Source organism: Streptomyces solicamelliae (assembly GCF_045348655.1).
Classification (GTDB): Bacteria; Actinomycetota; Actinomycetes; order Streptomycetales; family Streptomycetaceae; genus Streptomyces; species Streptomyces solicamelliae.
Genome location: NZ_CP160404.1, coordinates 490,883 through 514,199 on the forward strand (window position 1 = coordinate 490,883; position 23,317 = coordinate 514,199).

A 23,317-nucleotide genomic window follows, 5' to 3' on the forward strand; every position below is an offset into this window, starting at 1 on the left:
CCGCGAGAAGGGGAGTGCCTGAAGTGACTCGGTACGACGGTGAGTTCTTTCGGCGGTGGCTGGTCCTGACCGCTGCCGCCGTGGAACGGGAGGCCGGGCGGCTCACCGAGCTGGACTCGGCGATCGGCGACGCGGACCACGGCGTGAACCTGCGGCGCGGGTTCGCCGCCGTCACGGCCGTACTGGACAAGGAGGCGCCGGACACGCCGGGCGCGGTCCTGACGCTCGCGGGGCGGCAGCTGATCTCCACGGTGGGCGGGGCGTCCGGACCGCTGTACGGGACGCTGCTGCGGCGCACCGGCAAGGAGCTCGGCGTCGAGGCGACCGTCGGCCGGGAGCGGCTCGCCGCCGCGCTCGGCGCCGGGGTTGCGGCCGTCGCGCAGCTCGGCGGGGCGCAGGCCGGGGACAAGACGATGCTGGACGCGCTCCTTCCGGCCGTCGAGGGGCTGGGCGAGTCGTTCGCGGCAGCCCGCGACGCGGCCGCGCAGGGCGCCCTGGCGACCGTGCCGCTGCAGGCCCGCAAGGGCAGGGCCAGCTACCTCGGGGAGCGGAGCATCGGACACGAGGACCCGGGGGCGGCCTCCTCCGCGCTGCTGATCGCCGCCCTCGCGGAGGCGGCCGCGTGACCGCCGACGATCGGGCGTACGTCGGCCTCGTGCTCGTCTCGCACAGCGCCGCCGTCGCCTCCGCCGTCGCCGAACTCGCCCGCGGGCTCGCCGGCGGCGGCCCGACCGCGCCGCTCGCCGCGGCGGGCGGCACCCCCGACGGCGGGCTCGGCACCAGCTCCGAACTGATCGCCGACGCCGCGCGGGCCGTCGACCGGGGCGCGGGCGTGGCGCTGCTCGTCGACCTCGGCAGCGCCGTGCTGACGGTGAAGGCGCTGCTCGCGGAGGGCGACGAACTCCCCGCGGGGGCGCGGCTCGTGGACGCACCCTTCCTGGAGGGCGCGGTCGCCGCGCTCGTCACGGCGAGCGCCGGCGGCGACCTGGACGCGGTGGCCGCGGCGGCCTCGGAGGCGTACGGCTACCGCAAGGAATGACCGGGCGGAAGAGGTCTGGGAGGGGCTCGGGAGGGGCCGGGAGGAGGTCCGCAAGGGGTCCGGAGGAGGTCCGGAAGGGGCCCGTACTCCTTCCGGACCTCGTCCGCCGAAACCGGGCCATGTTGTGATGCGCCTGGTCAACGCACTAATGTCGCAGGGCCTTGGTGTACGGGAAACCGGTGCAGTACCGGTGCGGCCCTCGCCACTGTGATCGGGAGGTCCGGCTCCATCCCCTCGTGGGAGGCCACTGGACCGCCGCGGGTGACCGCTGCGGTGTGGGAAGGCGGAGTCCGGGCGGCATGACCGTCAGCCAGGAGACCGGCCAAGGTGCGTTGTCCATCCACGAGGTGCTGGAGAGGGTCTCCCAACCATGCATATAGCCGAGGGGTATCTGCCCCCCTTGCACGCGGCGGCCTGGGGCGCGGCGTCCGCCCCCTTCGTCGTCCACGGCGTCCGCGCCCTGACCCGTGAGGTCAAGGCCCACCCCGAGTCCACCCTGCTGCTCGGCGCGTCCGGCGCGTTCACTTTCGTCCTCTCCGCCCTCAAGCTGCCGTCCGTGACGGGTAGTTGCTCGCATCCGACGGGTACGGGGCTCGGCGCGATCCTGTTCCGGCCGCCGATCATGGCGGTGCTCGGCACGATCACCCTGCTCTTCCAGGCCCTGCTGCTGGCCCACGGCGGTCTCACGACCCTCGGCGCGAACGTCTTCTCGATGGCGATCGTCGGGCCCTGGGCGGGGTACGGCATCTACCGGCTGCTGCGGCGGTTCGGCCTGCCGCTGATGGTGAGCGTGTTCGCCGGCGCGTTCCTCGCCGACCTCACGACGTACTGCGTCACCAGCGTGCAGCTGGCGCTGGCCTTCCCCGACCCGAGCACCGGCTTCGTCGGCGCGCTCGCGAAGTTCGGCTCCATCTTCGCGGTGACGCAGCTGCCGCTGGCGGTCAGCGAGGGGCTGCTCACGGTGCTCGTGATGCGGCTGCTGACCCAGTCCAGCAAGGGCGAGCTGACGCGCCTGGGCGTGCTGCTCCAGGGCGGCGGCAAGGGCGGAGCGCAGGACGGTACGACGACGGGGGCGGCGGTCCGATGATGAGCCGTAACGCGAAGATCAACGCTCTGCTGCTGCTCGCGGTGGCCGCACTGGCCGTACTGCCCCTGGCGCTCGGGCTCGGCGACCACAAGGAGGAGCCGTTCACCGGCGCGGACGGCGAGGCCGAGGTGGCGATCACCGAGCTGGAACCTGACTACAAGCCCTGGTTCAGCCCGCTGTACGAGCCGCCGTCCGGCGAGATCGAGTCGGCGCTGTTCTCGCTCCAGGCCGCGCTCGGCGCGGGTGTGCTGGCGTACTACTTCGGGCTGCGCAAGGGACGGAAGCAGGGCGAGGCGCGGGCGCGGGCGGGTGTGGGTGCGGAGAGTGACTCGCCGGTCGGCCCGACGGTGCCCGCATCCGTGCCTGCGAGCACGGACACGGACGGTGCCGTACGGGACGGCGATCCGGAGGCCGCGCCGAAGACCGAGCGCGCACCGCACCCCTCCCCCGAGGCCTGACCCCCGGTGCTGCCCATCGACGTGGCGGCGCACAGCAGTCGCTGGCGCCGCCGTCATCCCTGCGAGAAGGCCGTGCTCGGCTTCGGCCTGACGCTGTGCGCGGTGTCCCTGCCCCCATGGCCGGGCGCGCCGCTCGTCGCGGCGGCGACGCTGGCCGTGCTGCTCGGGCCCGCCGGGGTGCCGGCGCGGCAGCTGTGGCGGGCCTTCCGGATCCCGCTGGGTTTCTGCGTGACCGGCGCGGTGCCGCTGCTGTTCCAGGTCGGCGGTCCCGACGGCCTCGTCACGCTCGCGCCGGACGGCCCGCGGCATGCCGCCGAGCTGCTGCTGCGTACCTCGGCGGCGTCGCTGGGGGTGCTGCTGTTCGCGTTCACCACGCCCGTCTCGGACGTGCTGCCGCGCCTGGTACGGGCCGGGGTGCCCGCGCCGGTCGTGGACGTGGCGCTCGTGATGTACCGGATCGGCTTCCTGCTGCTCGACGCGGTCGCCCGGGTCCGGCAGGCGCAGGCGGCCCGGCTCGGCCTCACCACCCGGGCGGCGACCTGGCGTTCGCTGGCCGGCCTGGGCGCGACGGCGTTCGTGCGCGCCTTCGACCGGGCGCAGCGGCTGCAGACGGGCCTGGCCGGGCGCGGTTACGACGGGACGCTGCGCGTCCTGGTCCCCGAGGCCGCGGTGTCACGGCGGTTCCTCGCGGCGACGGCGGCGCTGCTGGCCGGTCTGGTCGCCCTCACCCTCGTACTCGAAAGGTCTCTGCCGTGAGCAGCGTTCAGCCCCCGGTCGTCCAGCTCGTGCAGGCGGGGTTCGCTTACGAGGACGGGCCACCCGTCTTCGACGGGATCGACTTCGCCGTGCCGGAGGGGCGCGCGATGGCGCTGCTCGGCCGGAACGGCAGCGGCAAGACGACGCTGATGCGGCTGCTCAGCGGTGGCCTGCAGTGCCGGTCGGGCGCGCTGCGGCTGGCCGGCGAGGAGGTCGCGTACGACCGCAGGGGCCTGACCCGGCTGCGGACGACGGTGCAGCTGGTGCTGCAGGACCCGGACGACCAGCTGTTCGCGGCGTCCGTCGGGCAGGACGTGTCGTTCGGGCCGCTGAACCTGGGGCTGCCGGAGGACGAGGTACGGCTGCGGGTGCGCGAGGCGCTGGAGGCGCTGGACATCACGGCGCTGGAGGACCGGCCGACGCACCTGCTCTCGTACGGCCAGCGCAAGCGGGCGGCGATCGCAGGTGCGGTGGCGATGCGGCCGCGCGTGCTGATCCTGGACGAGCCGACGGCCGGCCTGGACCCGCACGGGCAGGAGCGGCTCCTGGAGGTGCTCGGCCGGCTGCGGGACACGGGTACGACGGTGGTGATGGCGACGCACGACGTGGACCTGGCGCTGCGCTGGGCGGACGACGCGGCGGTACTGTCGCCCACCGGGCTCCGCACGGGCCCGATCGAGGAACTGCTCGCCGACGACGCCCTCCTCGCGGCGGCCCGCCTGCGCCGCCCGTGGGGCATGGCCGTCACCCGTCTCCTGCGCGAGCAGGGCCTGCTGCCGGAGGACGTACCGGGCCCGCGGACCGCGGAGGAACTGGACGCGTGGGCGGAGACGGCACAGGGCACCCACAGGCCCACCGGCTGACGCGACCGGGCGGGCGGGCCACGGGCGCCCGCCCGAGCGGGCGGGCGAGTGGACGGACGGGCCAGGCGGCCGAGCGGCGGGGCGCCCACCAGGCGGACCACCGTCGTCCGCCGCCCCTCGGCCGCCGTGGCCGTGGCGGACGCACCGCCCGCTCCGGCCTCTCCACCACCCTCAGTCGTCCGCCGCCACCAGTACCGTCATCCGCCTCGCGCCGCGGTCGATGATCACGAACTCGTGGAACTCCCCGTGCACCGGTCCCCAGTCGTGGTACGCGTCGTCCGCGAGCTCGGTCAGGCGGTACACACAGTCGGCCTCCGCCCAGTCGTCGACGGTCGATTCCGTGCGCAGGTCCGCCGCCAGGCCGACGGGGACGGGCTCGTACTGGTCCGCCCACTCCCACAGCTGCCGCGCGGCCTCCGCCGCGCGAACCGGCTCGTACGCCTCCGGCGTGACCCGGCTCAGCCAGTACGGGCCGTGCCGCATGCCGTCCGGCGTGACTCCCCCGCCCGCATAGTCGTCGCGGAACTGCTCGTGGCCGATGAGCGCAGTGAGCAGTTCCCGGTCCGCGAGGGGCGCCGCGGGCAGCCGGAGCCGCTTGATGTCGACCCACCGGTAGGCATGCGCGTACCTGCGCTGGAAGGGGTGGTCCCGGAAGTTCAGGAAGGTGCTGTCTTCGTGGGTGAGCGCGTACTCCATGGCACCCGAGGCTACCGAGTAGTACACGTCACGCCCCGATCCTTCTGCAACTAGTTGCAGAACCGTGCCGCGGTCCCTTAGAACTGGGGTGACGACCCCGCGCGAGGAGGCCCCCATGTCCGCGACCCCGGCCCAGGCCCCGGCCACCACCCCGTACCCGCATCTGCTGAGCCCGCTCGACCTCGGGTTCACCACCCTGCCCAACCGGGTGCTCATGGGCTCGATGCACGTCGGCCTCGAGGAGACCGAGCACGGCTTCGAGCGGATGGCCGCCTTCTACGCCGAGCGCGCCCGCGGCGGCGTCGGCCTCATCGTGACCGGCGGCATCGCGCCCAACGACGCCGGCCGGCCGTGGGACGGCGGCGCCAAGCTGACCACCGACGACGAGGTCGTCGAGCACCGCCTGATCACCGACGCGGTGCACGCCGAGGGCGGCCGGATCGCGATGCAGATCCTGCACTTCGGCCGGTACGCGTACCACGAGGGCCTGGTCGCCCCCAGCGCGATCAAGGCCCCCATCAGCCCCTTCGTACCGAACGAGCTCAGTGACGCCGAGGTCGAGCAGACCGTCGAGGACTACGCCCGCTGCGCCGAGCTCGCGAAGGCCGCCGGGTACGACGGCGTCGAGGTGATGGGCTCCGAGGGCTACCTGATCAACGAGTTCATCGCCTCCGCCACCAACCAGCGCACCGACCGCTGGGGCGGATCGTACGAGAACCGGGTCCGCTTCCCGCTGGAGATCGTCCGCCGGATCCGCGAGCGGGTCGGCGAGGACTTCATCGTCATCTACCGGCTCTCCATGCTGGACCTCGTCCCCGGCGGCTCCACGCTCGACGAGGTCGTCGCGCTCGCCAAGGAGATCGAGGCGGCCGGCGCGACGATCATCAACACCGGCATCGGCTGGCACGAGGCCCGGATCCCGACCATCGCGACGTCCGTGCCGCGCGGCGCGTACACCTGGGTCACGAAGCGGCTGATGGGCGCGGTGTCCGTGCCGCTGGTCACCAGCAACCGCATCAACACCCCCGAGGTCGCCGAGGAGATCCTCGCCGAGGGTCGCGCCGACATCGTCTCGATGGCCCGCCCCTTCCTCGCCGACCCGGACTTCGTCGCCAAGGCCGCCGCGGACCGCGCCGAGACGATCAACACCTGCATCGGCTGCAACCAGGCGTGCCTGGACCACACCTTCAGCCTGAAGATCACCTCCTGTCTGGTGAACCCGCGCGCCTGCCACGAGACCGAGCTGGTCCTCTCCCCCACCCGGCTCGCCAAGCGCGTCGCCGTCGTCGGCGCCGGCCCGGCCGGTCTGTCCTGCGCGGTCGCCGCGGCCGAACGCGGCCACACGGTCACGCTGTTCGACGCGTCCGACCGGATCGGCGGCCAGCTGAACGTCGCCAAGCAGGTGCCGGGCAAGGAGGAGTTCAACGAGACGCTGCGCTACTTCCGCGTCCAGTTGGAGGCCAAGGGCGTCGAGGTCCGGCTGAACACCACCGCCACGTCCGAACTCCTCGCCGACTACGACGAGGTCGTCGTCGCCACCGGCGTCACCCCGCGCGTCCCGGAGATCGAGGGCGTCGACCACCCGAGCGTGGTCGGCTACCTGGACGTGCTGCGCGACGGAGCGCCCGTCGGCGAGCGGGTCGCGATCCTCGGCGCGGGCGGCATCGGCTTCGACGTCGCCGAGTTCCTGACGGACGGCGGCGAGGGCGCGAGCCAGGACGCCGAGACGTACTTCCGCCAGTGGGGCGTGGACACCTCGTACGAGCAGCGGGGCGGCCTGCGCACCCCGGAGCGGCCGAAGCCGCCGCGCCAGGTCCACCTGCTCCAGCGCAAGACGAGCAAGGTCGGCGCGGGCCTCGGCAAGACGACCGGCTGGATCCACCGGACCGAGCTGAAGCACCGCGGGGTCACGATGCTGGCGGGCGCGACGTACGAGCGGATCGACGACGACGGCCTGCACGTGACGGTCGACGGCACCACCACCGTCCTGCCGGTCGACACGGTCGTCCTGTGCACCGGCCAGGAGCCGCGCCGCGGCCTGTACGAGGAGCTGGTGGCCGCCGGCCGGACCGCGCACCTGATCGGCGGCGCGGACGTGGCCGCCGAGCTGGACGCCAAGCGGGCCATCGACCAGGGGACGCGTCTGGCGGCCACCCTGTGAGGCGAATCTAGGATGCGTGCATGTCCCTCCCGCACGCGATCCTGACCGCGCTGCTCGAGAAACCGTCCTCGGGCCTCGAGCTGACGCGCCGTTTCGACAAGTCGATCGGCTACTTCTGGTCGGCCACGCACCAGCAGATCTATCGCGAGCTGGGAAAACTGGAGCAGGCAGGGCACATCCGTGCCCTGCCCTCCGCGACGCCGACCCGCGGGCAGAAGAAGGAGTACGAGGTCCTGCCCGCGGGCCGCGCGGAGCTGTCGGAATGGGTCGCGCGCACCGAGGACCCCAAGCCCATGCGCTCCGCCCTGCTGCTCCGCATGCGGGCGGCCGCGGTGGTCGGCGGGGCCGGCATGCGCGACGAACTGGAACGCCATCTGGCCCTGCACCGGACGCAGTTGGACGAGTACCTGGAGATCGAGCAGCGCGACTTCCCGGCGGAGCGCCGTGACACGGAGCCGGACCGCCTGCGGCACCTGGTGCTCCGGGGCGGGATCGACCTGGAACGGTTCTGGGTGGCCTGGCTGACGGACGCCCTGGCGGAGCTGAAGGGCTAGGCGCCGGGCCTCAGGTGCGGGACCGCCGCCGGTGCAGGGCGTACCCGCCGGCCAGTGCGGCCGCGCCGGTGAGGCCGAGGCCGAGGGCGGCTTCGAAGGCCGAGGGGCCGTACGAGCCGCCGACGCCGCCCCGGGTGCCGAGGGTGGGCATGACCGTGGGGGTCACGGGCGCGGGGGTCACGGGCGCGGGGGTCACGGCGTCGGGGAGGATCGGCGCCGGAGTGATCGGCGCGGGGGTCACGGGCTCGAGGGTGGGGTCGAGCGGAATCGGCGCGGGATCCACGGGCGCGAACGTGGGCTCGTGGCGGGTCGGCAGCCACTCGCAGGCGATGCCGTCGTCGGGGCCGTCGTCCTCGTCGAGGCGGTGGGGGTCGTTCCTGTTCCGGTCGAACTCGGACTGGGCCTCCTCGCGGCTGGCGAAGTCCCGGCAGTCCAGGTCCTGGGCCTGCGCGATCCCGGCCGACGGGACCACGGACGCGCAGGCCAGGAGTATGCCGGCCACGGCGGTACGGCGGTGCATGCTGTTCTCCCAACGCTCGACGGCTGTCGGTTCCGACGCTACGGGCGGTGGGCGGGGGTGACCGTACGTAGCTAGGCCGAACGGTGTGCGGACGCCTTCCGCCAGGCCGCGTCGCGCAGCAGGCGGAGGCCGTTGAGGGCGACGAGGATCGTGGAGCCCTCGTGGCCGGCCACGCCGAGCGGCAGCGGGAGATGGCCGACGAGGTCCCAGATCACCAGGGCGCCGATGCAGACGCCCGCGAGGACCAGGTTCTGGACGACCAGGCGCCGCGCCCGGCGGGAGAGGGCGATCACGGCGGGGACGGCGGCCAGTTCGTCGCGGACGACGACCGCGTCGGCGGTCTCCAGGGCCAGGTCGGAGCCGGCGCGGCCCATGGCGATGCCGGCGTGGGCGGCGGCCAGGGCGGGGGCGTCGTTGACGCCGTCGCCGACGAACAGGACCCGCCGCCCCGCGCGCTCCCCGTCCCGGACGGCCTCCGCCTTGTGCTCCGGCAGCAGTCCGGGGCGGACGTCCGAGATGCCGACCGCGTCCGCGACCCGCCGCGCGGCGCCCGCGTTGTCGCCGGTCAGCAGGGCCGGCGCGGTGCCGGTGAGGCCGGTCAGGGCGGCGACCGCCTCGGGCGCGCCCTCGCGGAGCCGGTCGGTGAGTTCCAGTACGGCGCGGATCTCGCCGTCCACGACGACCTCGACGGCGGTGTCGGCATGCGCGTCGCCGGCGGCCCGGCGGACCTCCACGGTGCGGCCGTCGACGACGGCGCGTACGCCCTGGCCCGGTACGGAGACGAAGTCCGTCGCCAACGGGACACGCAGGCCGCGCTCCTGAGCGGCCGTCATCACCGCCCGTGCCAGGGGGTGTTCACTGTCCGATTCGGCTGCCGCGGCGAGCGCGAGCACCGACGCGTCGCCCCGGACGCGGGCGACCCGCGGCGCGCCCTCGGTCAGCGTGCCGGTCTTGTCGAACGCCACGTGGTCCGTCTCCCCCAGACGCTCCATGGCGACGGCGGACTTGACGAGGACGCCGTGCCGCCCGGCGGTGGCGATCGCGGACAGCAGCGGCGGCATGGTAGCCAGGACCACCGCACAGGGAGAGGCCACGATCATGAAGGTCATGGCCCGCAGCAGCGTCTCGGTGAAGTCCGCGCCGAGCGCGAGCGGCACGGCGAAGAGCAGCAGCGTGGCGACGACCACCCCGACCGAGTAGCGCTGCTCGATCCGCTCCACGAAGAGCTGGGTCGGGGCCTTGGTGGCGCTCGCCTCCTCGACGAGCGCGACGATCCGGGCGATCACCGAGTCGGCCGGGTCCGCGCCGACGCGGACCCGGAGCGCCCCGGCGCCGTTGAGCGTCCCGGCGTACACCCCGTCGCCGGCCGCCCGCGGGACGGGCAGCGGCTCGCCGGTGACGGACGCCTGGTCGACGTCGCTCGCCCCGTCGAGCACCGTGCCGTCCGCCGGCAGCCGCTCCCCCGGGCGTACGAGCACGGTGTCACCGACGCGCAGCGAGGCGGCCTCGACGGTCTCCTCGCCGCCGGCGGGGAGCAGCCGGACGGCGGTCTCGGGCGCCAGGTCGAGCAGCCCGCGCACGGAGTCGGCGGTGCGCCGGGTCGCGAGGGCCTCCAGGGCGCCGGAGACCGCGAAGATGACGATGAGCAGCCCGCCGTCCAGGTACTGCCCGATGGCGGCGGCGCCGAGCGCGGCGACGACCATCAGCAGGTCCACGTCGAGGGACGTGGCGCGCAGTGCCCGTAGGCCCTCCAGACCGGGCTCCCAGCCGCCCGCGGCGTAGCAGACCGCGTACAGCGGCCCCCACGCCCAGGCGGGCGCCCCGGCGAGGTCGAGCGGCAGCGCGGAGAGGAAGGCGAGCGCGGAGAGGGCCGCCCAGCGGACCTCCGGCAGGGCGAACAGGCCGGTCCGCCGCGCGGCGGGCGGGGCCGTCGCGGCGGGGGCGGCGGTCCGGTCGTCGAGCACCGGGGAAGCCATCGGGCACACCTCATCACGGTCGGGGGGCGGAAGCGCGGACCCTCACCATAGCGGAATACATGAAGAGGTCTTCATTCATGAATATATGCCTGCCGGTCTCGCCGTCACCCGACCGCCGTCGCCCTCGGTCGCCGACACCGCCGCCGATACGATGGCCCCATGGGACACGGAGCGAACGGCGGGACGACGCCGGCCATTCAGCTGGACGCCGAGTCCGCGGCCACCATCGCCGCCACCCTGCAGGCCCTCGCCACCCCGTCCCGGCTGATGATCCTCACGCGCCTGCGCCAGGGCCCCTGCGGCGTCACCGAGCTCGCCGAGGCCGTCGCCATGGAGCAGTCCGCCGTCTCCCACCAGTTGCGCCTGCTGCGCACGCTGGGCCTGGTCACCGGCGTCCGCCAGGGCCGCCGCATCGAGTACAGCCTGTACGACAACCACGTCGCCCAACTCCTCGACGAGGCCGTCTACCACATCGAGCATCTCCGGCTCGGCGCGCGCGACCTCCCCCAACCGTCCGTGGATACTGGACAGTCGTAGACGGACCAGGGGGACCTGCGACGAAAGGGTGGGCATGGCCGACCAGTTGGGGAACGACCGTCGGACACGTCACGCGGTGGTGATCGGGGGCGGCCTCGCCGGGCTGCTGGCCGCACGGGTGCTCGCCGAGCACGCCGAGCGCGTGACCGTCGTCGAGCGGGACCGGTACCCGGAGGGCCCCGACGCCCGCCCGGGCGTACCGCAGGCCCGTCATCTGCACGTGCTCCTGGAGGGCGGGCAGCGGGCGCTGGAGTCGCTGCTGCCGGGCTTCCTCGACGAGCTGGGCGAACTGGGCGCGCCCAGGGTGGGGATGCCGCAGGACCTCGTGCAGTGGGCCAACGGCAGCTGGATCCGGCGCAGTCGGGCCACCACGCACCTGTACACCGGAGCCCGCCCGCAGCTCGACCGGCTGGCCCGCCACCGGGTCCTGGCCGACCCGCGGATCGAGACCGTCGAGGGCGCCGAGGTCGTCGGCCTGGTCGGCGACTCCGCCCGGGTGCGCGGCGTGCGGCTGCGCGAGCGCGGCGCGGGGGCGGAGAAGGAGGCGCGCACGCTCGACGCCGACCTCGTCGTGGACGCCTCAGGACGCGGCTCGAAGGCCCCGGACTGGCTGGCCGCCATCGGCGCCGAGGCCCCGCACGAGGAACTGCTCGACTCCGGGCTCGCGTACGCCACGCGGATCTACCGGTCGGAGGAGGACCCGGAGCGCACGGACGCGCTCGGCTACTACGTGGTCCCCAACCCCCGGCAGGTGTACGGCGCCGTCGTGCTGCCCATCGGCGAGGGCCGCCACCTGGTCACGTTCTCCGGGCTGCGCGACGACCCGCCGCCGACCGACGAGGCCGGGTTCGAGGAGTACGCGAAGCGGCTGCCGCACCCGCTCGTCTCCGAGTGGCTGGCGCGCGCCGAGCCGGACTCCCCGGTGTTCGGCTTCCGCAAGACGGCCAACCTCCGCCGCCGGTACGACCGCCCGGGCCGCCGCCCGGCCGGCTTCCTGGCCATGGGCGACGCGCTCGCCACGTTCAACCCGATCTACGGGCAGGGCATGGCCGTCGCGGCGCTGAGCGCGGTGGCACTGCGCGACGCCCTCGGCGACCGCAGGAAGACCCCGTCGACGCGACGCGTGCAGCGCGCCCTGTTCGACGCGTCCGCGTTCGCGTGGGACATCTCGACCGGCGCCGACAAGAAGATGCCGGGCGTCACCGGCAACATCCTCGGCACCCGCGTCACCGACAAACCGACGTCCTGGTACTTCGACCGCATCCAGGAGCGCTACATGAGCGATCCGGTGGTCGGCGCGCCCTTCCGCGCCGTGCTGACGCTGACGGAACCGGCGACGGCGCTGTTCGCGCCGGAGGTGGTCCGCGCGGTCCTGGCTCCGGTCCGTGAGGGACTGCACGAGCCCGCGATGTGGCGGGAGACCCCGGAGGACTGAGCCCCGGCCACCGCGGGGGTCACACCCCCGGCGCCGCCGCGACCACGCCCGCGGCTATCGCGGCGGTGAGCGCCGCGTAGTCGTCGGCGTTCTGGGCCGCGTACCGCATCGAGAAGTCGGCGATCGCGCGGTCGAAGACGTCGGACGTGCCCAGGTATCCGGCGATCGCGATGCGGTCGCCGGACCGGGCGTGGGCCCGGGCCAGGGTGCGGCCGCACAGCGCCGCGTAATCGCGCAGCGTGGACGCCGACATGGTCTCGACCTCGGCCGAGCCCTTCATGTCGCGCAGCTGCCGCCAGTAGAAGTGCCGGCGTTCCGGCCCGGTCATCCAGCCGAGGAAGATGTCGCTGGCGGCCTGGGTGAGCCGCTGCCCGGCGACCACCCGGTGGCCCTGGTGGGAGTACGCGCTGGGCGCGAGGTGCTCCTCCAGGACGGACCGGCCGGCCTCCTTGATCTGCAGCATCAGCGGGTCGCCGGAGTCCCTGCCCTCCAGGAGCAGGATGAAGCAGCGGGTGCCGACGCTGCCGACGCCGACGACCTTGCGGGCGGCGTCCACGTACCGGTACCGGTCGAGGAGCAGCCGGCGCTCCTCGGAGAGTGAGCTGCGGTAGTCGCTGAAGATCTTGCCGAGGGAGGTCCGGTCGAGGTCGCCGACGCGGACGAGGAGCGGCGGGTCCTCGACGATGCGGCGGCCGCCGTCCTCGGTCTCCTCGGTCAGCTTGCGCAGGGCCTGGAGGCTGGTGCGCCGGCGGGCGTGGGCGAGCCGGGCCTCGACGGTGGCGCGTCGGCCGCGTGCGGCCTGGAGCAGGTGCTCGGCGTCGATCTTCTCGTACCAGACCGCGAGTTCGCCGAGCTCGGCGAGCCGGTTCATCGCCGCGCGGTAGGCGGCGGCGGAGACGAGGGCGGCGCGGTGGGCCTTGGCCTTGGTGCCGCCGTTCTGCAGGGCGGCGACGGCGACGCTGGCGGCGAGCCGTTTGACGTCCCATTCGAAGGGCCCGGGGAGGGTCTCGTCGAAGTCGTTGACGTCGAAGAGCATCGCCCGTTCGGGTGAGGCGTAGACGCCGAAATTCAGCAGATGGGCGTCGCCGCAGAGCTGCACGGTGAGCCCGGTGTGCCGCTGGACGGCGAGGTCGGCGGCCATGACGGCGGCGGCGCCGCGCAGGAAGGCGAACGGCGAGACGGCCATGCGCCCGTAGCGCAGCGGCAGGAGCTCGGACACGCGGTCGACGCCCTGCCGCTCGAGGACGGCGATCGGATCCTGCCGGTTGGAGCCGGGGATCCAGTTGCCGTGGGAGGAACGGGGTACCCGCTTGCGGATCGCCCGGCCGCGCTGGGCCCGCTCGGACGGCGTTGTCATCCGGCCTCACCCGCCTCTCCCGCCGCGTCCGGCAGTCCCTGGGTTTGGACCCGCTTCACCGGACCGCATGGAGACAGTTAAGGGCCGCGCGCCGGGCCGCGCATCCGGAGCCGCTTTCGGCCAGAGTCCCGGCAGAGCTTCCAAATGGTTTAGACCAATGATAGGAATTGATCACCCACGCGTACCGCTCGATCACACTGAGCGAAGAAGGGGCCTGCCTTGGAACGCCATGCCACACCGCTGTACGTCCACGTCGCCGAAGCCCTGCGGCAGGAGCTCGCCCGGGGACGCATCGCCCCCGGCAGCCGGCTGCCCTCGGAGCGCGAGCTCTCCCGGCGGCACGCGGTGAACCGCCAGACGGTCCGCAGCGCCCTGCAGGTGCTGCGCGACGAGGGGCGGGTGGTCACCGACCGGCGCGGCACCTTCGCCGCCCGCACGGCCGAACACCCGGACCGCGTCACCGTGTTGCCCGCCCGACGCCAGGCGTTCCCGGGCGGCGCGGAGACGCACGGCGCGGTGGTGCGCGCCGCGCTCTCCTGGGAGCCGCTGCCGGCCGCGCTGGCCACGCGGCTCGCGCTGCTGCCGGGCGAGCCGACGCTCGTCCACCGGCAGGTGGTGCTGAACCCGGACGGCACTCCGGTGCAGCGCGCCGAGTCCCGGTTCTCCCGCCACGCGCTGGCGCGGATACCGGAGTTGGGCCGGTACCGACGGGTCGGCGCGGCCCGGCACCAGCCGGACCTGCGGCTGCTCTACCACTGGATGCACCGGGCGGGCCTCCAGGTGACGCACCGGGAGTCGGTCGGCGTCACCCAGGGCGGCAACGACGGGCCGGCCGCCCGGCTGGTCGTCCACCGGGTGGTGAACGACCAGCACGGCCACACCCTGGAGATCACGGACATCGACTTCATGGCCCAGGAGGCCGCGCTCACCTACGAGTTCGACAGCTGAGCCGGCCCGGACGGCCTCAGCGGGCCCGGACCGCTCGACCCGGCCGGGACGACGGGCGTCAGACGATGCCCTCCTCGATCTCCGCCCGCTCGCGGGCGCTCCCGTACGCCTGCGGCGTCCCGTACGAGCGCCGGGCGACGTACCACCACACCGTGGCCAGTACGAGGACGACCGCGAGCGCGACGACCGCGTAGTTCATCGAGTCGGCCGTCACCGGCGACCGCTGCGGCAGGCAGAACAGCACCGTCACGCAGGCCACCCACACCACCGCGATCCAGCCGATCGGCCTGCTCCACCGCCCCAGGCTCCACGGTCCCGGCTCGAACCGGTCCTTGGCGCGCAGCCGCAGGTACACCGGGATGGCGTACGCGGGCGTGATCCCGATGACGTTGATGGCGGTCACCGCGCCGTACGCCGTGGCCGAGTACAGCGAGGGCAGCGCGAGCACCGCCGCGACCACCACGGACAGCCACACCGCCGGGACCGGGGTCTGCGTCCGACTACTGACCCTCCGCCAGATCGCCGATCCCGGAAGGGCGTTGTCGCGGCTGAAGGCGAACACCATGCGACTGGCCGCGGCGACCTCCGCGTTGCCGCAGAACAGCTGGGCGACGATCACCACGAGCAGCAGCACCGTCGCGCCGTCGGCGCCGAGCGCGTCCAGGAAGATCTGCGCGGGCGGCACGCCGGTCTCGGAGCCGGCGGTGCCCTCGTAGTCCTGGATGGCGAAGGTGAGCCCGGCGAGCAACAGGAACCCGGCGATCCAGGAGGCCCACACGGAGCGGACGATGCCCTTGGCGGCGCTCACCGAGGCGTTGGCGGTCTCCTCGGACAGGTGCGCGGAGGCGTCGTAGCCGGAGAAGGTGTACTGGGCGAGCAGCAGACCGATCGCGGCGACGTAGAACGGATTGGCCCAGCCGGTCTCGTTGACGAACTCGGTGAACACGAAGCCGGGCGACTGGTGCCGGTCGGGCACGAGCACGAGCGCGCCGACGATGACGGCGACACCGGTCAGGTGCCACCACACACTGATCGAGTTGAGCACGCTGACCAGGCGGACGCCGAAGAGGTTCAGCAGCGCGTGCAGCAGCAGGATGCACAGGAAGATCACGAAGGTGGAGCCGGGCGTCGGCGTGATGTTCCACTGCAGCTTCAGGAACGCTCCGGTGAACAGCGCCGCGCCGTAGTCGATGCCGGCGATCGCGCCCAGCAGACCGAGCAGGTTGAGCCAGCCCGTGTACCAGCCCCAGCGCCGGCCGCCGAGCCGGTCGGCCATGTAGTACAGGGCTCCGGAGGTCGGGTACGCGCTGGTGACCTCGGCGAGCGCGAGGGCGACGCACAGCACGAACGCGCCGACGCCGATCCAGCCCCACATCATGACGGCGGGGCCACCGGTGGCCAGGCCGAAGCCGTACAGGGTCATGCAGCCGGACAGCACGGAGATGACGGAGAAGCTGATGGCGAAGTTGCCGAAGCCCCCCATCCGGCGGGCGAGCACCGGCTGATAGCCGAGCTCTCTCAGTCGGGCCTCCTCGTCCTGGGGTGGCCGGGACTCGTTCGGCAGGGAGACGGGGACGGTGCGGGACATGCCGGTACCTCCGAGGGACGGGGACGGGAGCGGGTGATCCTCCTGCGCCGGCGGTGATGTGACATCGCGTCAAGGGTCGAGGCAGCGGGCGCGGACGGTCCGGAACAGCTGCTCGGCCGACGCGGGGTCGTCGGGATCCTCGGCGCGGTACGCCCAGGGCAGCGTCGTCCAGTACGGGCCGAGCGCCTCGAACACACGGCCGGCGGCCTCGAAGTGGTGCGCGCCCCACAGGGCGTGCGCCAGGTGGTTCAGGTCGGGCAGTGCAGCCTCTTCCACCGCGCTGAACAGGAACCAGGAGTCGAGCGCGCGGCCCGCGTCCCGGATGGCGTCCTCGGCGACCCAGTACAGGTCGAGGGCCCGCTCGTGCCCGCGCTCACGCCGGTACCGCTCCACCCGGGGGTACAGCGGCAGGGCGTGCAGCGCGGAGCCGATGGGCGCGGCGTCGGCCGCCCAGTGCGCGTACGTGAGGGCTTCGGTGACGGGTCCCGCGGCGCGCCGGGCGTACAGGAACTGGAGCATCCGGTGGTGCGCCTCGCGGTTCTGCGGATCGCGCCGGGCGGCCTCGGCGAGCAGGCCCCAGGGGCCCGGCGGGAGCATCGGGGCGGGCGGTCCCTGCCGGTGCTCGGCCCGCTCCTGGCCGGGGTCGAGGGCCGCGAGGGCGAGCAGGCAGATCCAGGGCACGGGATCGGCGGGGGCCGCGGCGGCGGCCGTGCGGCAGGCGGTGTCCGCCTCGTCGCGGAGGTCCGCGGCGCTGGGGTGGCCGGAGCGGTGGGCGCGGATGGCCCGCTCGACGGCGACCCGGGTGTGCATCACGAGTGCGGCCACGCTGCGCGGTTCCTCGGTGCGCCAGGCCCGTACGACGTCGGAGCCGGCGGCGACGGCGGCGAGCACCTGGGTGCGGCGGGTCCACGCGGCCCAGCCGGCGGTGCCGTCGAGTAATCGGGCCATGGACACCCAGCGGCCGGTCCGCAGGTCCTGGAGTGCGACGCGTAACTCGTTGTCGTGGCCCGCCGGGTGGTACACGGGTCTGAAGCCCTGGCCGCCGCTCATTCGGCGGGACGTGGTGCGTGCGGTGTCGCGGTCATGGTTCCTCGGGGCACGGAAGGGAGGGTGGTCGGCCCTCCGGCGGGCAGTCCTGCCGTCGATCGGCGATCACTATAGAGGCCGCTGGACGCCGCACGTCCACTTGTTCGGACGGCTCCGTGATCGCCGCAACTATTCGGCCATAACGCAAATTTGACTTCTTGTCAGCGGAGTCCGGTCCTGGCTCCCGCGAACCGCGGGGACCGCTTGACGCCGTCCGCCGACTGGACCAGGCTGCCACCCTGCGATCAAGAGCGAGGACGGAGCGGCGCGGTGGGCGGAGTGGCGCGATGAGTGGTGCGGTACTCGCCGTCGACCAGGGCACCTCGGCCACGAAGGCCCTCGTGCTCTGCCCCGAGCGAGGCGTGCTCGGCACCGGTTCCGCGCCGGTGCGCCCGCGCCATCTGCCGGGCGGACGGGTCGAGGTCGACCCGGCTGAGCTGTACGGATCCGTCGTCGCCGCGGGACGCGCGGCGCTCGCCGACGCGGGCCCGGCGGCCGGTCCGGTCGCCGCGGTGGGACTTGCCAACCAGGGCGAGACGGTGCTCGCCTGGGACCCGGCCACCGGCGCGCCGCTGACCGACGCGCTCGTCTGGCAGGACCGCCGCGCCGAGCCGCTCTGCGCCGAACTCGCCCCGCACGGCGCGACGTTGCGTTCGCTCACCGGACTACCCCTGGATCCGTACTTCGCCGCGCCCAAGATGGCCTGGATCCGACGCCACCTCACCCGCGAGGGCGTGGTGACGACCAGCGACGCGTGGCTGGTGCACCGGCTCACCGGTGAGTTCGTCACCGACGCGGCGACCGCCGGGCGCACCCAGCTGCTCGGCCTGGACACCGTGGCGTGGTCCGAGGCCGCGCTGGACATCTACGGGCTCGGCGGCGAGCGGCTGCCCCGCGTGGTCGACGCGGACGCCCCGGTGGGTGTCACGCGCGCCTTCGGGCCCGAACTCCCGCTCACCGGACTGCTCGTGGACCAGCAGGCGGCCCTGCTCGCCCAGCGGGTGACCGAGCCCGGAGCGGCCAAGTGCACGTACGGGACAGGCGCGTTCCTGCTCGCGCAGACCGGTCCGGTGCCGCGTGCGGGCTCGTCGGGCCTGGTGAGCTGTGTGGCGTGGCGGCTCGCCGGGCGGACCAGTTACTGCCTGGACGGCCAGGTGTACACGGCGGCCTCGGCGGTGCGCTGGCTCACCGATCTGGGCGTGCTGCCCGGCGGAGCGGCGGACCTGGACGCGGTGGGCGGCTCGGTCCCGGACGCCGGGGGCGTGACCTTCGTCCCGGCCCTCGCCGGCCTCGCCGCGCCGTGGTGGCGCGGGGACGTGCGCGGCTCGCTCACCGGGCTCGGTCTGGAGACCGGGCCGGGGCACCTGGTGCGGGCACTGTGCGAGGGTCTCGCCGCGCAGGTGGCCGAACTGGCCGACGCGGCGGCGCGGGACCTCGGCCGCCCGCTGGAGGTGCTGCGGGTGGACGGCGGCCTGACCCGTTCGGCGCTGCTGATGCAGACCCAGGCAGACCTGCTCCAACTACCCATCGAGGTATCGGCCTTGCCGGACGCGACGGCGCTGGGCGTCGGCGCGGTGGCCCGGCTGGGCCTCGACCCTTCACTGACGGTCGACGACGCCGTACCGCCGCGGAAGCCGTCGGCGGTGTACGAGCCGCGGATCCCGGCGGCGCGGGCCGGGGAGCGGCGCGAGCGGTTCCGAGCGGTGGTGCGGACGCTGCTCGCCGCGGATGCCGGTGGGGGCGCTTCGGCATGACGGTGACGCGGTCCGGGCCGCTGCCGGGGACCGGGACGGATCCGGGACGGCCCCCGTACGACGTGACGGTGGTCGGCGCCGGGGTGGTCGGCTGTGCCGTCGCCCGCGAGCTGGCCCGCCACCGGCTGAAGGTCGCGCTGGTGGACGCGTCGGGCGACGTCGGCGACGGCACCTCGAAGGCCAACACCGCGATCCTGCACACCGGTTTCGACGCCGTGCCCGGTTCGCTGGAGGCCCGGCTCGTCCGGGACGGGCAGCGCCGACTGCTCGCGTACGCCGTCGAGACCGGCATCCCCGTCGAGACCGTCGGCGCGCTCCTGGTCGCCTGGGACGAGGAGCAGCTCGCCGCGCTGCCGAAGCTGGCGGCGAAGGCCGAGCGCAACGCGTACCACGAGACGCGTTGCGTCGGCGCGGCCGAACTGAAGGAGCTGGAGCCGCGGTTGGGGCCCGGGGCGCGGGGTGCGCTGTCCGTGCCCGGCGAGGCGATCGTGTGCCCGTGGACGACGACCCTCGCGTTCGCCACCCAGGCCGTGCGCTCCGGCGTGGACCTGCACCTGGACTGCCGGGTGGAGAAGGTCCGCCAGGGCGACCCGCACCGCCTCGTCACCCCGCGCGGCGTGCTGCGCACCCGCCACCTGGTCAACGCCGCCGGGCTGCACGCGGACGCGCTCGACGCGCTGCTCGGCCACCACGACTTCACGGTGACCCCCCGGCGCGGCCAGCTGATCGTGTACGACAAGTTCGCGCGCTCCCTCGTCCGGCACATCCTGCTGCCCGTACCGGGCCGGCTCGGCAAGGGCGTCCTCGTCGCGCCGACGGTGTACGGCAACGTGCTCCTCGGCCCCACCGCCGAGGACCTGGACGACAAGACGGCCACCGGCTCGACCGCCGAGGGCCTCGCCTCGCTGCGCGCGCAGGGCCGGCGGATCCTGCCGGAGCTGGTCGAGGAGGAGGTCACCGCGGTCTACGCGGGCCTGCGGGCGGCGACCGGGCAGGACGACTACCGCATCACCGCGCACCCCGGACAGCGGTACGTGACGGTCGGCGGCATCCGCTCCACCGGGCTCACCGCCTCCCTGGCCATCGCCGCGCACGTGGTCGGGCTGCTCGCCGACGGCGGCCTGGAGCTGGGCCCGGAGCGGGCGTTGGCCCCGGTGCGCATGCCGAACCTCGGCGAGGCGTTCCCGCGCCCGTACGAGGACGCGGGGCTGATCGCGCGGGACCCCGCGTACGGGCGCCTGGTCTGTCACTGCGAGCGGGTCTCGCGCGGCGAGATCCGCGACGCGCTGGCCTCCACGATCCCGCCCGCCACGCTCGACGGCCTGCGTCGGCGCACCCGCGCCCGGGGCGGCCGCTGCCAGGGCTTCGCGTGCGGGGCGGCGGTGCGGGCGCAGTTCGAGGAGGCGCAGGGGTGAACGGGCCGGACGCGCACGGAAGGCGGCGTCGCACGGTCGAGGTCCTGGTCGTCGGCGCGGGCCCGGCGGGGCTGTCGGCGGCCGCGGAACTGGCGGCGGCGGGCGCGGGCCGCGTGGAGGTCCTGGAACGGGACCGGCGGCCGGGCGGAGTCCCCCGGCACTGCGACCGCCCCGGCTTCGGCCCGTGGCGGTCGCTGGACGGCCCGGAGTACGCGACCGGACTGGCGGAGACGGCCGTACGGGCGGGGGCGACGGTCCGGACGGAGGTGTCGGCGACGGGCTGGGCGCCGGGACAGGCCCTGACGCTCGACGTGACGAGCCCGGCCGGCCTGGAGCGCATCACGGCGGGGGCCGTCGTCCTGGCGACAGGCGCGCGGGAGCGGCCGCGCAGCGCCCGCCTGGTACCGGGTTCGCGCCCGGCGGGCGTGCTGACGACGGGCGAACTCCAGCAGTCGGTCGCGCTGTACGGCCTGCGGGGCGAGGCACTGGGGCGGCGGGCCGTGGTGGTCGGCGCCGCGGAGCCGGTGACCCGGAGCGCGGTGCGGACGCTGCGGGAGGCGGGGGTGGAGGTCGTCGGGGTCGTGACGGAGGGGCCGCGCGCGTACCGGGACTCCTTCGCGTACCGGGACGCCTTCGGCGCGCCGGTGATGGCCTGGACGACGGTGACGGGCCTGGTGGGCCGCGGCCGTCCGACGGGGGTGACGGTGCGCCACCGGGGCGGCCGTACGGGCACGCTGGCGTGCGACACGGTGGTCTTCTCCGGTGACTGGATCCCGCAGCACGAGCTGGCCCGGTCCGGCGGGGTGCCGCTGGACGCGGCGACGCGGGGCCCGGCGGTGGACGGCGCGTTCCGGACGTCGGTGCCGGGCGTGTTCGCGGCGGGCAATGCCCTGCGCGGCGTGGAGCCCGCGGCCGTCGCGGCGGCGGAAGGCCGGGAGGCGGCGCACGCGGTCCTGTGCCACCTGGCGGCGGCGCCGTGGCCGAGGCGCACGGTCCCGCTGGTGGTGGAGCGGCCGCTGCTGTGGGTGACACCGAACCGACTGGCACCGGACGCCAGGAGACCTCTGCGACTGCGCCCGGCGGAACCCCTGGCCCTGCCCGTCCTGGCGGCCGTGCAGGACGGCCGGCTGCTGTGGCGCTCGCGCCGGCTGCGCGCCCTGGACCCGTCGCGTTCGGTCCGCGTGCCGGCGGGGTGGGCCGGGGCGGTGGACCCCGAGGGCGGCCCGGTGGTGCTGCGGGCGCGGTGACGACGGAGTGACAGGAGGTGCCAGTGGTCAGGTCCACTGGCACCTGACAGAGCCTGTTGACCGCCCGCGAAGGACCCATCATGCTCATGCCGCACAGACCAACCGAGGCACGGCGCAACGCGCGTTGAACGACTAGGCACGACCACTCCCCCTCACTCCGCTTTCTCCGCACGGAGGTCTCATGGTCCGCCGTACCGTCAGATTCATGCTCGGCCTGGTCCTCGTGGTGACCGCGGCCTTCGCGGGCACCGTCGCCACGTCCGGCACGGCATACGCCGACGAGTGCTACACCTGGAACCGCACCCTGTCCTCCGGCGCGTCCGGCGCGGACGTGACCCAGCTGCAGATCCGCGTCGCGGGCTACCCCGGATACGGCGCGGTCCTCGCGATCGACGGCAGCTACGGCCCGGCCACCAAGGCCGCGGTGACCCGCTTCCAGCAGGCGTACGGCCTCGCCGCGGACGGCGTGGCGGGCCCCGCGACGTTCTCCAAGCTGTACGCACTCCAGGACGCCGACTGCACCCCGGCGCACTTCACGTACGCCGAGCTGAACCGCTGCAACAGCGACTGGTCGGGCGGCGCGGTGAGCGCGGCGACGGCCAAGCAGAACGCGCTGCGCACGATGTGGAAGCTGGAGGCCCTGCGGCACGCCCTCGGCGACGTGCCGATCTCGGTGAGCAGCGGCTTCCGCTCGTACGCCTGCAACTCGGCGGTCGGCGGTTCGTCGAGCAGCCGTCACCTGTACGGGGACGCAGCCGACCTGACCGGTTCACCGTCGCTGTGCACGCTGGCCAGGCAGGCGCGGAACCACGGCTTCAACGGGATCCTGGGCCCGGGCTACCCGGACCACGGGGACCACGCGCACGTCGACCACCGTCCGAGCCGGTTCTGGTCGGCGAGCAGCTGCGGCATCTGACCCGCGACGCACAGTGGCAGGGGGACCCGCGCTCGCCCACACTTGACGGCATGCCGGACAAGCGAAGCGCGGGTCTCCTTCTGTTCCGTCGTACGGCCGCGGGCGACACGGTCGAAGTCCTGATCGGGCACATGGGCGGCCCGTTCTGGGCGGCGCGCGACGAGGCGGCGTGGTCGATCCCGAAGGGCGAGTACGGCCCGGAGGAGACCCCGGAGGCCGCCGCGGCCCGCGAGTTCCAGGAGGAACTGGGCCTGCCGGCCCCGGCCGGCGTACGCGTCCCGCTGGGCGAGGCGCGGCAGAGCAGCGGAAAGACCGTCACGGTCTGGGCGGTCGAGGCGGACCTCGACCCGGCACGCGCCGTCTTCGGCACGTTCACCATGGAGTGGCCGAGAGGCTCGGGCACGCTCCGCACGTTCCCGGAACTCGACCGCATCGGCTGGTTCACCCCTCCGCGGGCGACTCCGCTGCTGGTCAAGGGCCAGCGGATCTTCCTCGAACGGCTGGCCTCGCACCTGGCCGAGCGGGGCGCCGAAACCTGACTGTCAGACCCGTACGAGAGGGTGGAGGCACCCGAACCGTCGAGAGGGAGCCCGACATGACCGGCATGACCGCCCGCGAACGCGCCGCGGCCCAGGCGTACATCCGCCTCCTGGAGACCACCCAGGCCGTCTTCAGCGACCCGTCCCTCACCCCGCTCGCCGCCGCCATCCTCACCCCGCCCATGACCGACGCCGACACCGCCCTCCGCGCCGCCGGCCTCACCGGCAACGAAGCCCGCCTCCTGAACCTGGTGTCGGCCCTGCGGGAGGTACCGGTGGCGCGGAGGTAACGGTGGTGGACGCGCGTGGCCGGACCGGGGACGACTGACCGTTCGGCCGGAGGACGTATGTACCCCACACCCTTTCGCCCCCATACTCGACGCAG

23 protein-coding genes and 1 riboswitch are annotated in these 23,317 nt (G+C 74.2%); of the genes, 17 read left to right on the forward strand and 6 right to left on the reverse strand.

Annotated elements, in window-relative coordinates:
• Positions 1-23 precede the first annotated feature (23 nt).
• The 6 genes from dhaL (at position 24) to ABZO31_RS02425 (ending at position 4,203) form a co-directional block, all read left to right on the forward strand.
• Complete coding sequence (dhaL, locus tag ABZO31_RS02400; protein ID WP_406859179.1) at positions 24-626, forward strand: dihydroxyacetone kinase subunit DhaL; 603 nt, start codon at positions 24-26, stop codon at positions 624-626.
• Complete coding sequence (locus ABZO31_RS02405; RefSeq protein ID WP_406859180.1) at positions 623-1,039, forward strand: PTS-dependent dihydroxyacetone kinase phosphotransferase subunit DhaM; 417 nt, start codon at positions 623-625, stop codon at positions 1,037-1,039. Before dhaL ends, ABZO31_RS02405 begins: the two co-directional genes overlap by 4 nt.
• Positions 1,040-1,156: 117 nt before the next feature.
• Positions 1,157-1,381: riboswitch (cobalamin riboswitch) on the forward strand.
• 28 nt (positions 1,382-1,409) lie between these two features.
• Complete coding sequence (locus tag ABZO31_RS02410; protein WP_406859181.1) at positions 1,410-2,126, forward strand: energy-coupling factor ABC transporter permease; 717 nt, start codon at positions 1,410-1,412, stop codon at positions 2,124-2,126.
• Positions 2,126-2,584, forward strand: coding sequence for an energy-coupling factor ABC transporter substrate-binding protein (locus ABZO31_RS02415; protein WP_406865235.1), 459 nt, complete (start codon positions 2,126-2,128; stop codon positions 2,582-2,584). Before ABZO31_RS02410 ends, ABZO31_RS02415 begins: the two co-directional genes overlap by 1 nt.
• A gap of 6 nt (positions 2,585-2,590) precedes the next feature.
• Complete coding sequence (gene cbiQ / locus ABZO31_RS02420) at positions 2,591-3,340, forward strand: cobalt ECF transporter T component CbiQ (RefSeq protein WP_406859183.1); 750 nt, start codon at positions 2,591-2,593, stop codon at positions 3,338-3,340.
• Positions 3,337-4,203, forward strand: a complete 867-nt coding sequence (locus ABZO31_RS02425) for an ATP-binding cassette domain-containing protein (RefSeq protein WP_406859184.1) — start codon at positions 3,337-3,339, stop codon at positions 4,201-4,203. Before cbiQ ends, ABZO31_RS02425 begins: the two co-directional genes overlap by 4 nt.
• 171 nt (positions 4,204-4,374) lie before the next feature.
• Here the strand turns inward: ABZO31_RS02425 and ABZO31_RS02430 are convergent, their stop codons facing one another.
• The gene (locus ABZO31_RS02430) at positions 4,375-4,926 is read right to left on the reverse strand and encodes a hypothetical protein (RefSeq protein ID WP_406859185.1); all 552 of its coding nucleotides are present in this window, start codon (positions 4,924-4,926) and stop codon (positions 4,375-4,377) included.
• Between the two features lie 88 nt (positions 4,927-5,014).
• Here ABZO31_RS02430 and ABZO31_RS02435 point away from each other — a divergent pair, with 88 nt between their 5' ends.
• On the forward strand, positions 5,015-7,060 hold the full coding sequence (locus ABZO31_RS02435) for an FAD-dependent oxidoreductase (protein ID WP_406859186.1): 2,046 nt from the start codon (positions 5,015-5,017) through the stop codon (positions 7,058-7,060).
• Between the two features lie 20 nt (positions 7,061-7,080).
• Entirely contained in the window at positions 7,081-7,614 is a 534-nt protein-coding gene (locus tag ABZO31_RS02440) for a PadR family transcriptional regulator (RefSeq protein WP_406859187.1), read from the forward strand.
• A 10-nt stretch (positions 7,615-7,624) separates the two neighbouring features.
• Here the strand turns inward: ABZO31_RS02440 and ABZO31_RS02445 are convergent, their stop codons facing one another.
• Both ABZO31_RS02445 and ABZO31_RS02450 read right to left on the reverse strand, forming a co-directional pair.
• Positions 7,625-8,134 (reverse strand): excalibur calcium-binding protein, encoded by a 510-nt coding sequence (locus ABZO31_RS02445; protein WP_406859188.1) that lies wholly within the window; start codon positions 8,132-8,134, stop codon positions 7,625-7,627.
• Positions 8,135-8,205: 71 nt separating this feature from the next.
• Entirely contained in the window at positions 8,206-10,110 is a 1,905-nt protein-coding gene (locus ABZO31_RS02450; RefSeq protein WP_406859189.1) for a heavy metal translocating P-type ATPase, read from the reverse strand.
• Positions 10,111-10,269: 159 nt separating this feature from the next.
• On the opposite strand from ABZO31_RS02450, the gene ABZO31_RS02455 reads away from it, so the two are divergent.
• Both ABZO31_RS02455 and ABZO31_RS02460 read left to right on the forward strand, forming a co-directional pair.
• Positions 10,270-10,647: an ArsR/SmtB family transcription factor gene (locus ABZO31_RS02455; protein WP_406859190.1), complete on the forward strand. Its 378-nt coding sequence runs from the start codon at positions 10,270-10,272 to the stop codon at positions 10,645-10,647.
• A 34-nt stretch (positions 10,648-10,681) separates the two neighbouring features.
• Positions 10,682-12,082, forward strand: a complete 1,401-nt coding sequence (locus ABZO31_RS02460; protein WP_406859192.1) for an NAD(P)/FAD-dependent oxidoreductase — start codon at positions 10,682-10,684, stop codon at positions 12,080-12,082.
• A 19-nt stretch (positions 12,083-12,101) separates the two neighbouring features.
• On the opposite strand, the gene ABZO31_RS02465 is transcribed toward ABZO31_RS02460, so the two are convergent.
• The gene (locus tag ABZO31_RS02465; protein ID WP_406859193.1) at positions 12,102-13,439 is read right to left on the reverse strand and encodes a DUF2252 domain-containing protein; all 1,338 of its coding nucleotides are present in this window, start codon (positions 13,437-13,439) and stop codon (positions 12,102-12,104) included.
• 219 nt (positions 13,440-13,658) lie between these two features.
• Between ABZO31_RS02465 and ABZO31_RS02470 the strand changes: the two genes are divergently transcribed.
• A complete protein-coding gene (locus ABZO31_RS02470; RefSeq protein ID WP_406859194.1) occupies positions 13,659-14,387 on the forward strand; it encodes a GntR family transcriptional regulator in 729 nt (242 codons plus the stop codon).
• Between the two features lie 58 nt (positions 14,388-14,445).
• On the opposite strand, the gene ABZO31_RS02475 is transcribed toward ABZO31_RS02470, so the two are convergent.
• Together ABZO31_RS02475 and ABZO31_RS02480 are read right to left on the reverse strand one after the other, a co-directional pair.
• On the reverse strand, positions 14,446-15,975 hold the full coding sequence (locus ABZO31_RS02475; protein WP_406859195.1) for an amino acid permease: 1,530 nt from the start codon (positions 15,973-15,975) through the stop codon (positions 14,446-14,448).
• A gap of 69 nt (positions 15,976-16,044) precedes the next feature.
• Positions 16,045-17,025, reverse strand: a complete 981-nt coding sequence (locus ABZO31_RS02480) for a hypothetical protein (RefSeq protein ID WP_406859196.1) — start codon at positions 17,023-17,025, stop codon at positions 16,045-16,047.
• A gap of 323 nt (positions 17,026-17,348) precedes the next feature.
• Here ABZO31_RS02480 and ABZO31_RS02485 point away from each other — a divergent pair, with 323 nt between their 5' ends.
• The 6 genes from ABZO31_RS02485 (at position 17,349) to ABZO31_RS02510 (ending at position 23,222) form a co-directional block, all read left to right on the forward strand.
• Positions 17,349-18,815 carry an FGGY family carbohydrate kinase gene (locus ABZO31_RS02485; RefSeq protein WP_406859197.1) on the forward strand — a complete coding sequence of 489 codons (1,467 nt, stop codon included), beginning with the start codon at positions 17,349-17,351 and terminating at the stop codon, positions 18,813-18,815.
• On the forward strand, positions 18,812-20,230 hold the full coding sequence (locus ABZO31_RS02490; RefSeq protein WP_406859198.1) for an FAD-dependent oxidoreductase: 1,419 nt from the start codon (positions 18,812-18,814) through the stop codon (positions 20,228-20,230). Before ABZO31_RS02485 ends, ABZO31_RS02490 begins: the two co-directional genes overlap by 4 nt.
• Complete coding sequence (locus ABZO31_RS02495; protein WP_406859199.1) at positions 20,227-21,477, forward strand: FAD-dependent oxidoreductase; 1,251 nt, start codon at positions 20,227-20,229, stop codon at positions 21,475-21,477. Before ABZO31_RS02490 ends, ABZO31_RS02495 begins: the two co-directional genes overlap by 4 nt.
• Positions 21,478-21,658: 181 nt before the next feature.
• A complete protein-coding gene (locus tag ABZO31_RS02500) occupies positions 21,659-22,393 on the forward strand; it encodes a D-Ala-D-Ala carboxypeptidase family metallohydrolase (RefSeq protein ID WP_406859200.1) in 735 nt (244 codons plus the stop codon).
• A 50-nt stretch (positions 22,394-22,443) separates the two neighbouring features.
• A complete protein-coding gene (locus tag ABZO31_RS02505) occupies positions 22,444-22,932 on the forward strand; it encodes an NUDIX domain-containing protein (protein ID WP_406859201.1) in 489 nt (162 codons plus the stop codon).
• Between the two features lie 65 nt (positions 22,933-22,997).
• Positions 22,998-23,222, forward strand: coding sequence for a hypothetical protein (locus ABZO31_RS02510; RefSeq protein WP_406865236.1), 225 nt, complete (start codon positions 22,998-23,000; stop codon positions 23,220-23,222).
• Positions 23,223-23,317 lie beyond the last annotated feature (95 nt).

What these genes read in the sequence shown, in the direction of transcription:
- ABZO31_RS02410 (WP_406859181.1), top strand. Translation starts at nt 1,410, where the DNA reads ATGCATATAGCCGAGGGGTATCTGCCCCCCTTGCACGCGGCGGCCTGG.
- ABZO31_RS02415 (WP_406865235.1), top strand. Translation starts at nt 2,126, where the DNA reads ATGAGCCGTAACGCGAAGATCAACGCTCTGCTGCTGCTCGCGGTGGCC.
- ABZO31_RS02435 (WP_406859186.1), top strand. Translation starts at nt 5,015, where the DNA reads ATGTCCGCGACCCCGGCCCAGGCCCCGGCCACCACCCCGTACCCGCAT.
- ABZO31_RS02440 (WP_406859187.1), top strand. Translation starts at nt 7,081, where the DNA reads ATGTCCCTCCCGCACGCGATCCTGACCGCGCTGCTCGAGAAACCGTCC.
- ABZO31_RS02445 (WP_406859188.1), bottom strand. Translation starts at nt 8,134, where the DNA reads ATGCACCGCCGTACCGCCGTGGCCGGCATACTCCTGGCCTGCGCGTCC.
- ABZO31_RS02450 (WP_406859189.1), bottom strand. Translation starts at nt 10,110, where the DNA reads ATGGCTTCCCCGGTGCTCGACGACCGGACCGCCGCCCCCGCCGCGACG.
- ABZO31_RS02455 (WP_406859190.1), top strand. Translation starts at nt 10,270, where the DNA reads ATGGGACACGGAGCGAACGGCGGGACGACGCCGGCCATTCAGCTGGAC.
- ABZO31_RS02460 (WP_406859192.1), top strand. Translation starts at nt 10,682, where the DNA reads ATGGCCGACCAGTTGGGGAACGACCGTCGGACACGTCACGCGGTGGTG.
- ABZO31_RS02465 (WP_406859193.1), bottom strand. Translation starts at nt 13,439, where the DNA reads ATGACAACGCCGTCCGAGCGGGCCCAGCGCGGCCGGGCGATCCGCAAG.
- ABZO31_RS02475 (WP_406859195.1), bottom strand. Translation starts at nt 15,975, where the DNA reads ATGTCCCGCACCGTCCCCGTCTCCCTGCCGAACGAGTCCCGGCCACCC.
- ABZO31_RS02480 (WP_406859196.1), bottom strand. Translation starts at nt 17,025, where the DNA reads ATGAGCGGCGGCCAGGGCTTCAGACCCGTGTACCACCCGGCGGGCCAC.
- ABZO31_RS02485 (WP_406859197.1), top strand. Translation starts at nt 17,349, where the DNA reads ATGAGTGGTGCGGTACTCGCCGTCGACCAGGGCACCTCGGCCACGAAG.
- ABZO31_RS02490 (WP_406859198.1), top strand. Translation starts at nt 18,812, where the DNA reads ATGACGGTGACGCGGTCCGGGCCGCTGCCGGGGACCGGGACGGATCCG.
- ABZO31_RS02500 (WP_406859200.1), top strand. Translation starts at nt 21,659, where the DNA reads ATGGTCCGCCGTACCGTCAGATTCATGCTCGGCCTGGTCCTCGTGGTG.
- ABZO31_RS02505 (WP_406859201.1), top strand. Translation starts at nt 22,444, where the DNA reads ATGCCGGACAAGCGAAGCGCGGGTCTCCTTCTGTTCCGTCGTACGGCC.
- ABZO31_RS02510 (WP_406865236.1), top strand. Translation starts at nt 22,998, where the DNA reads ATGACCGCCCGCGAACGCGCCGCGGCCCAGGCGTACATCCGCCTCCTG.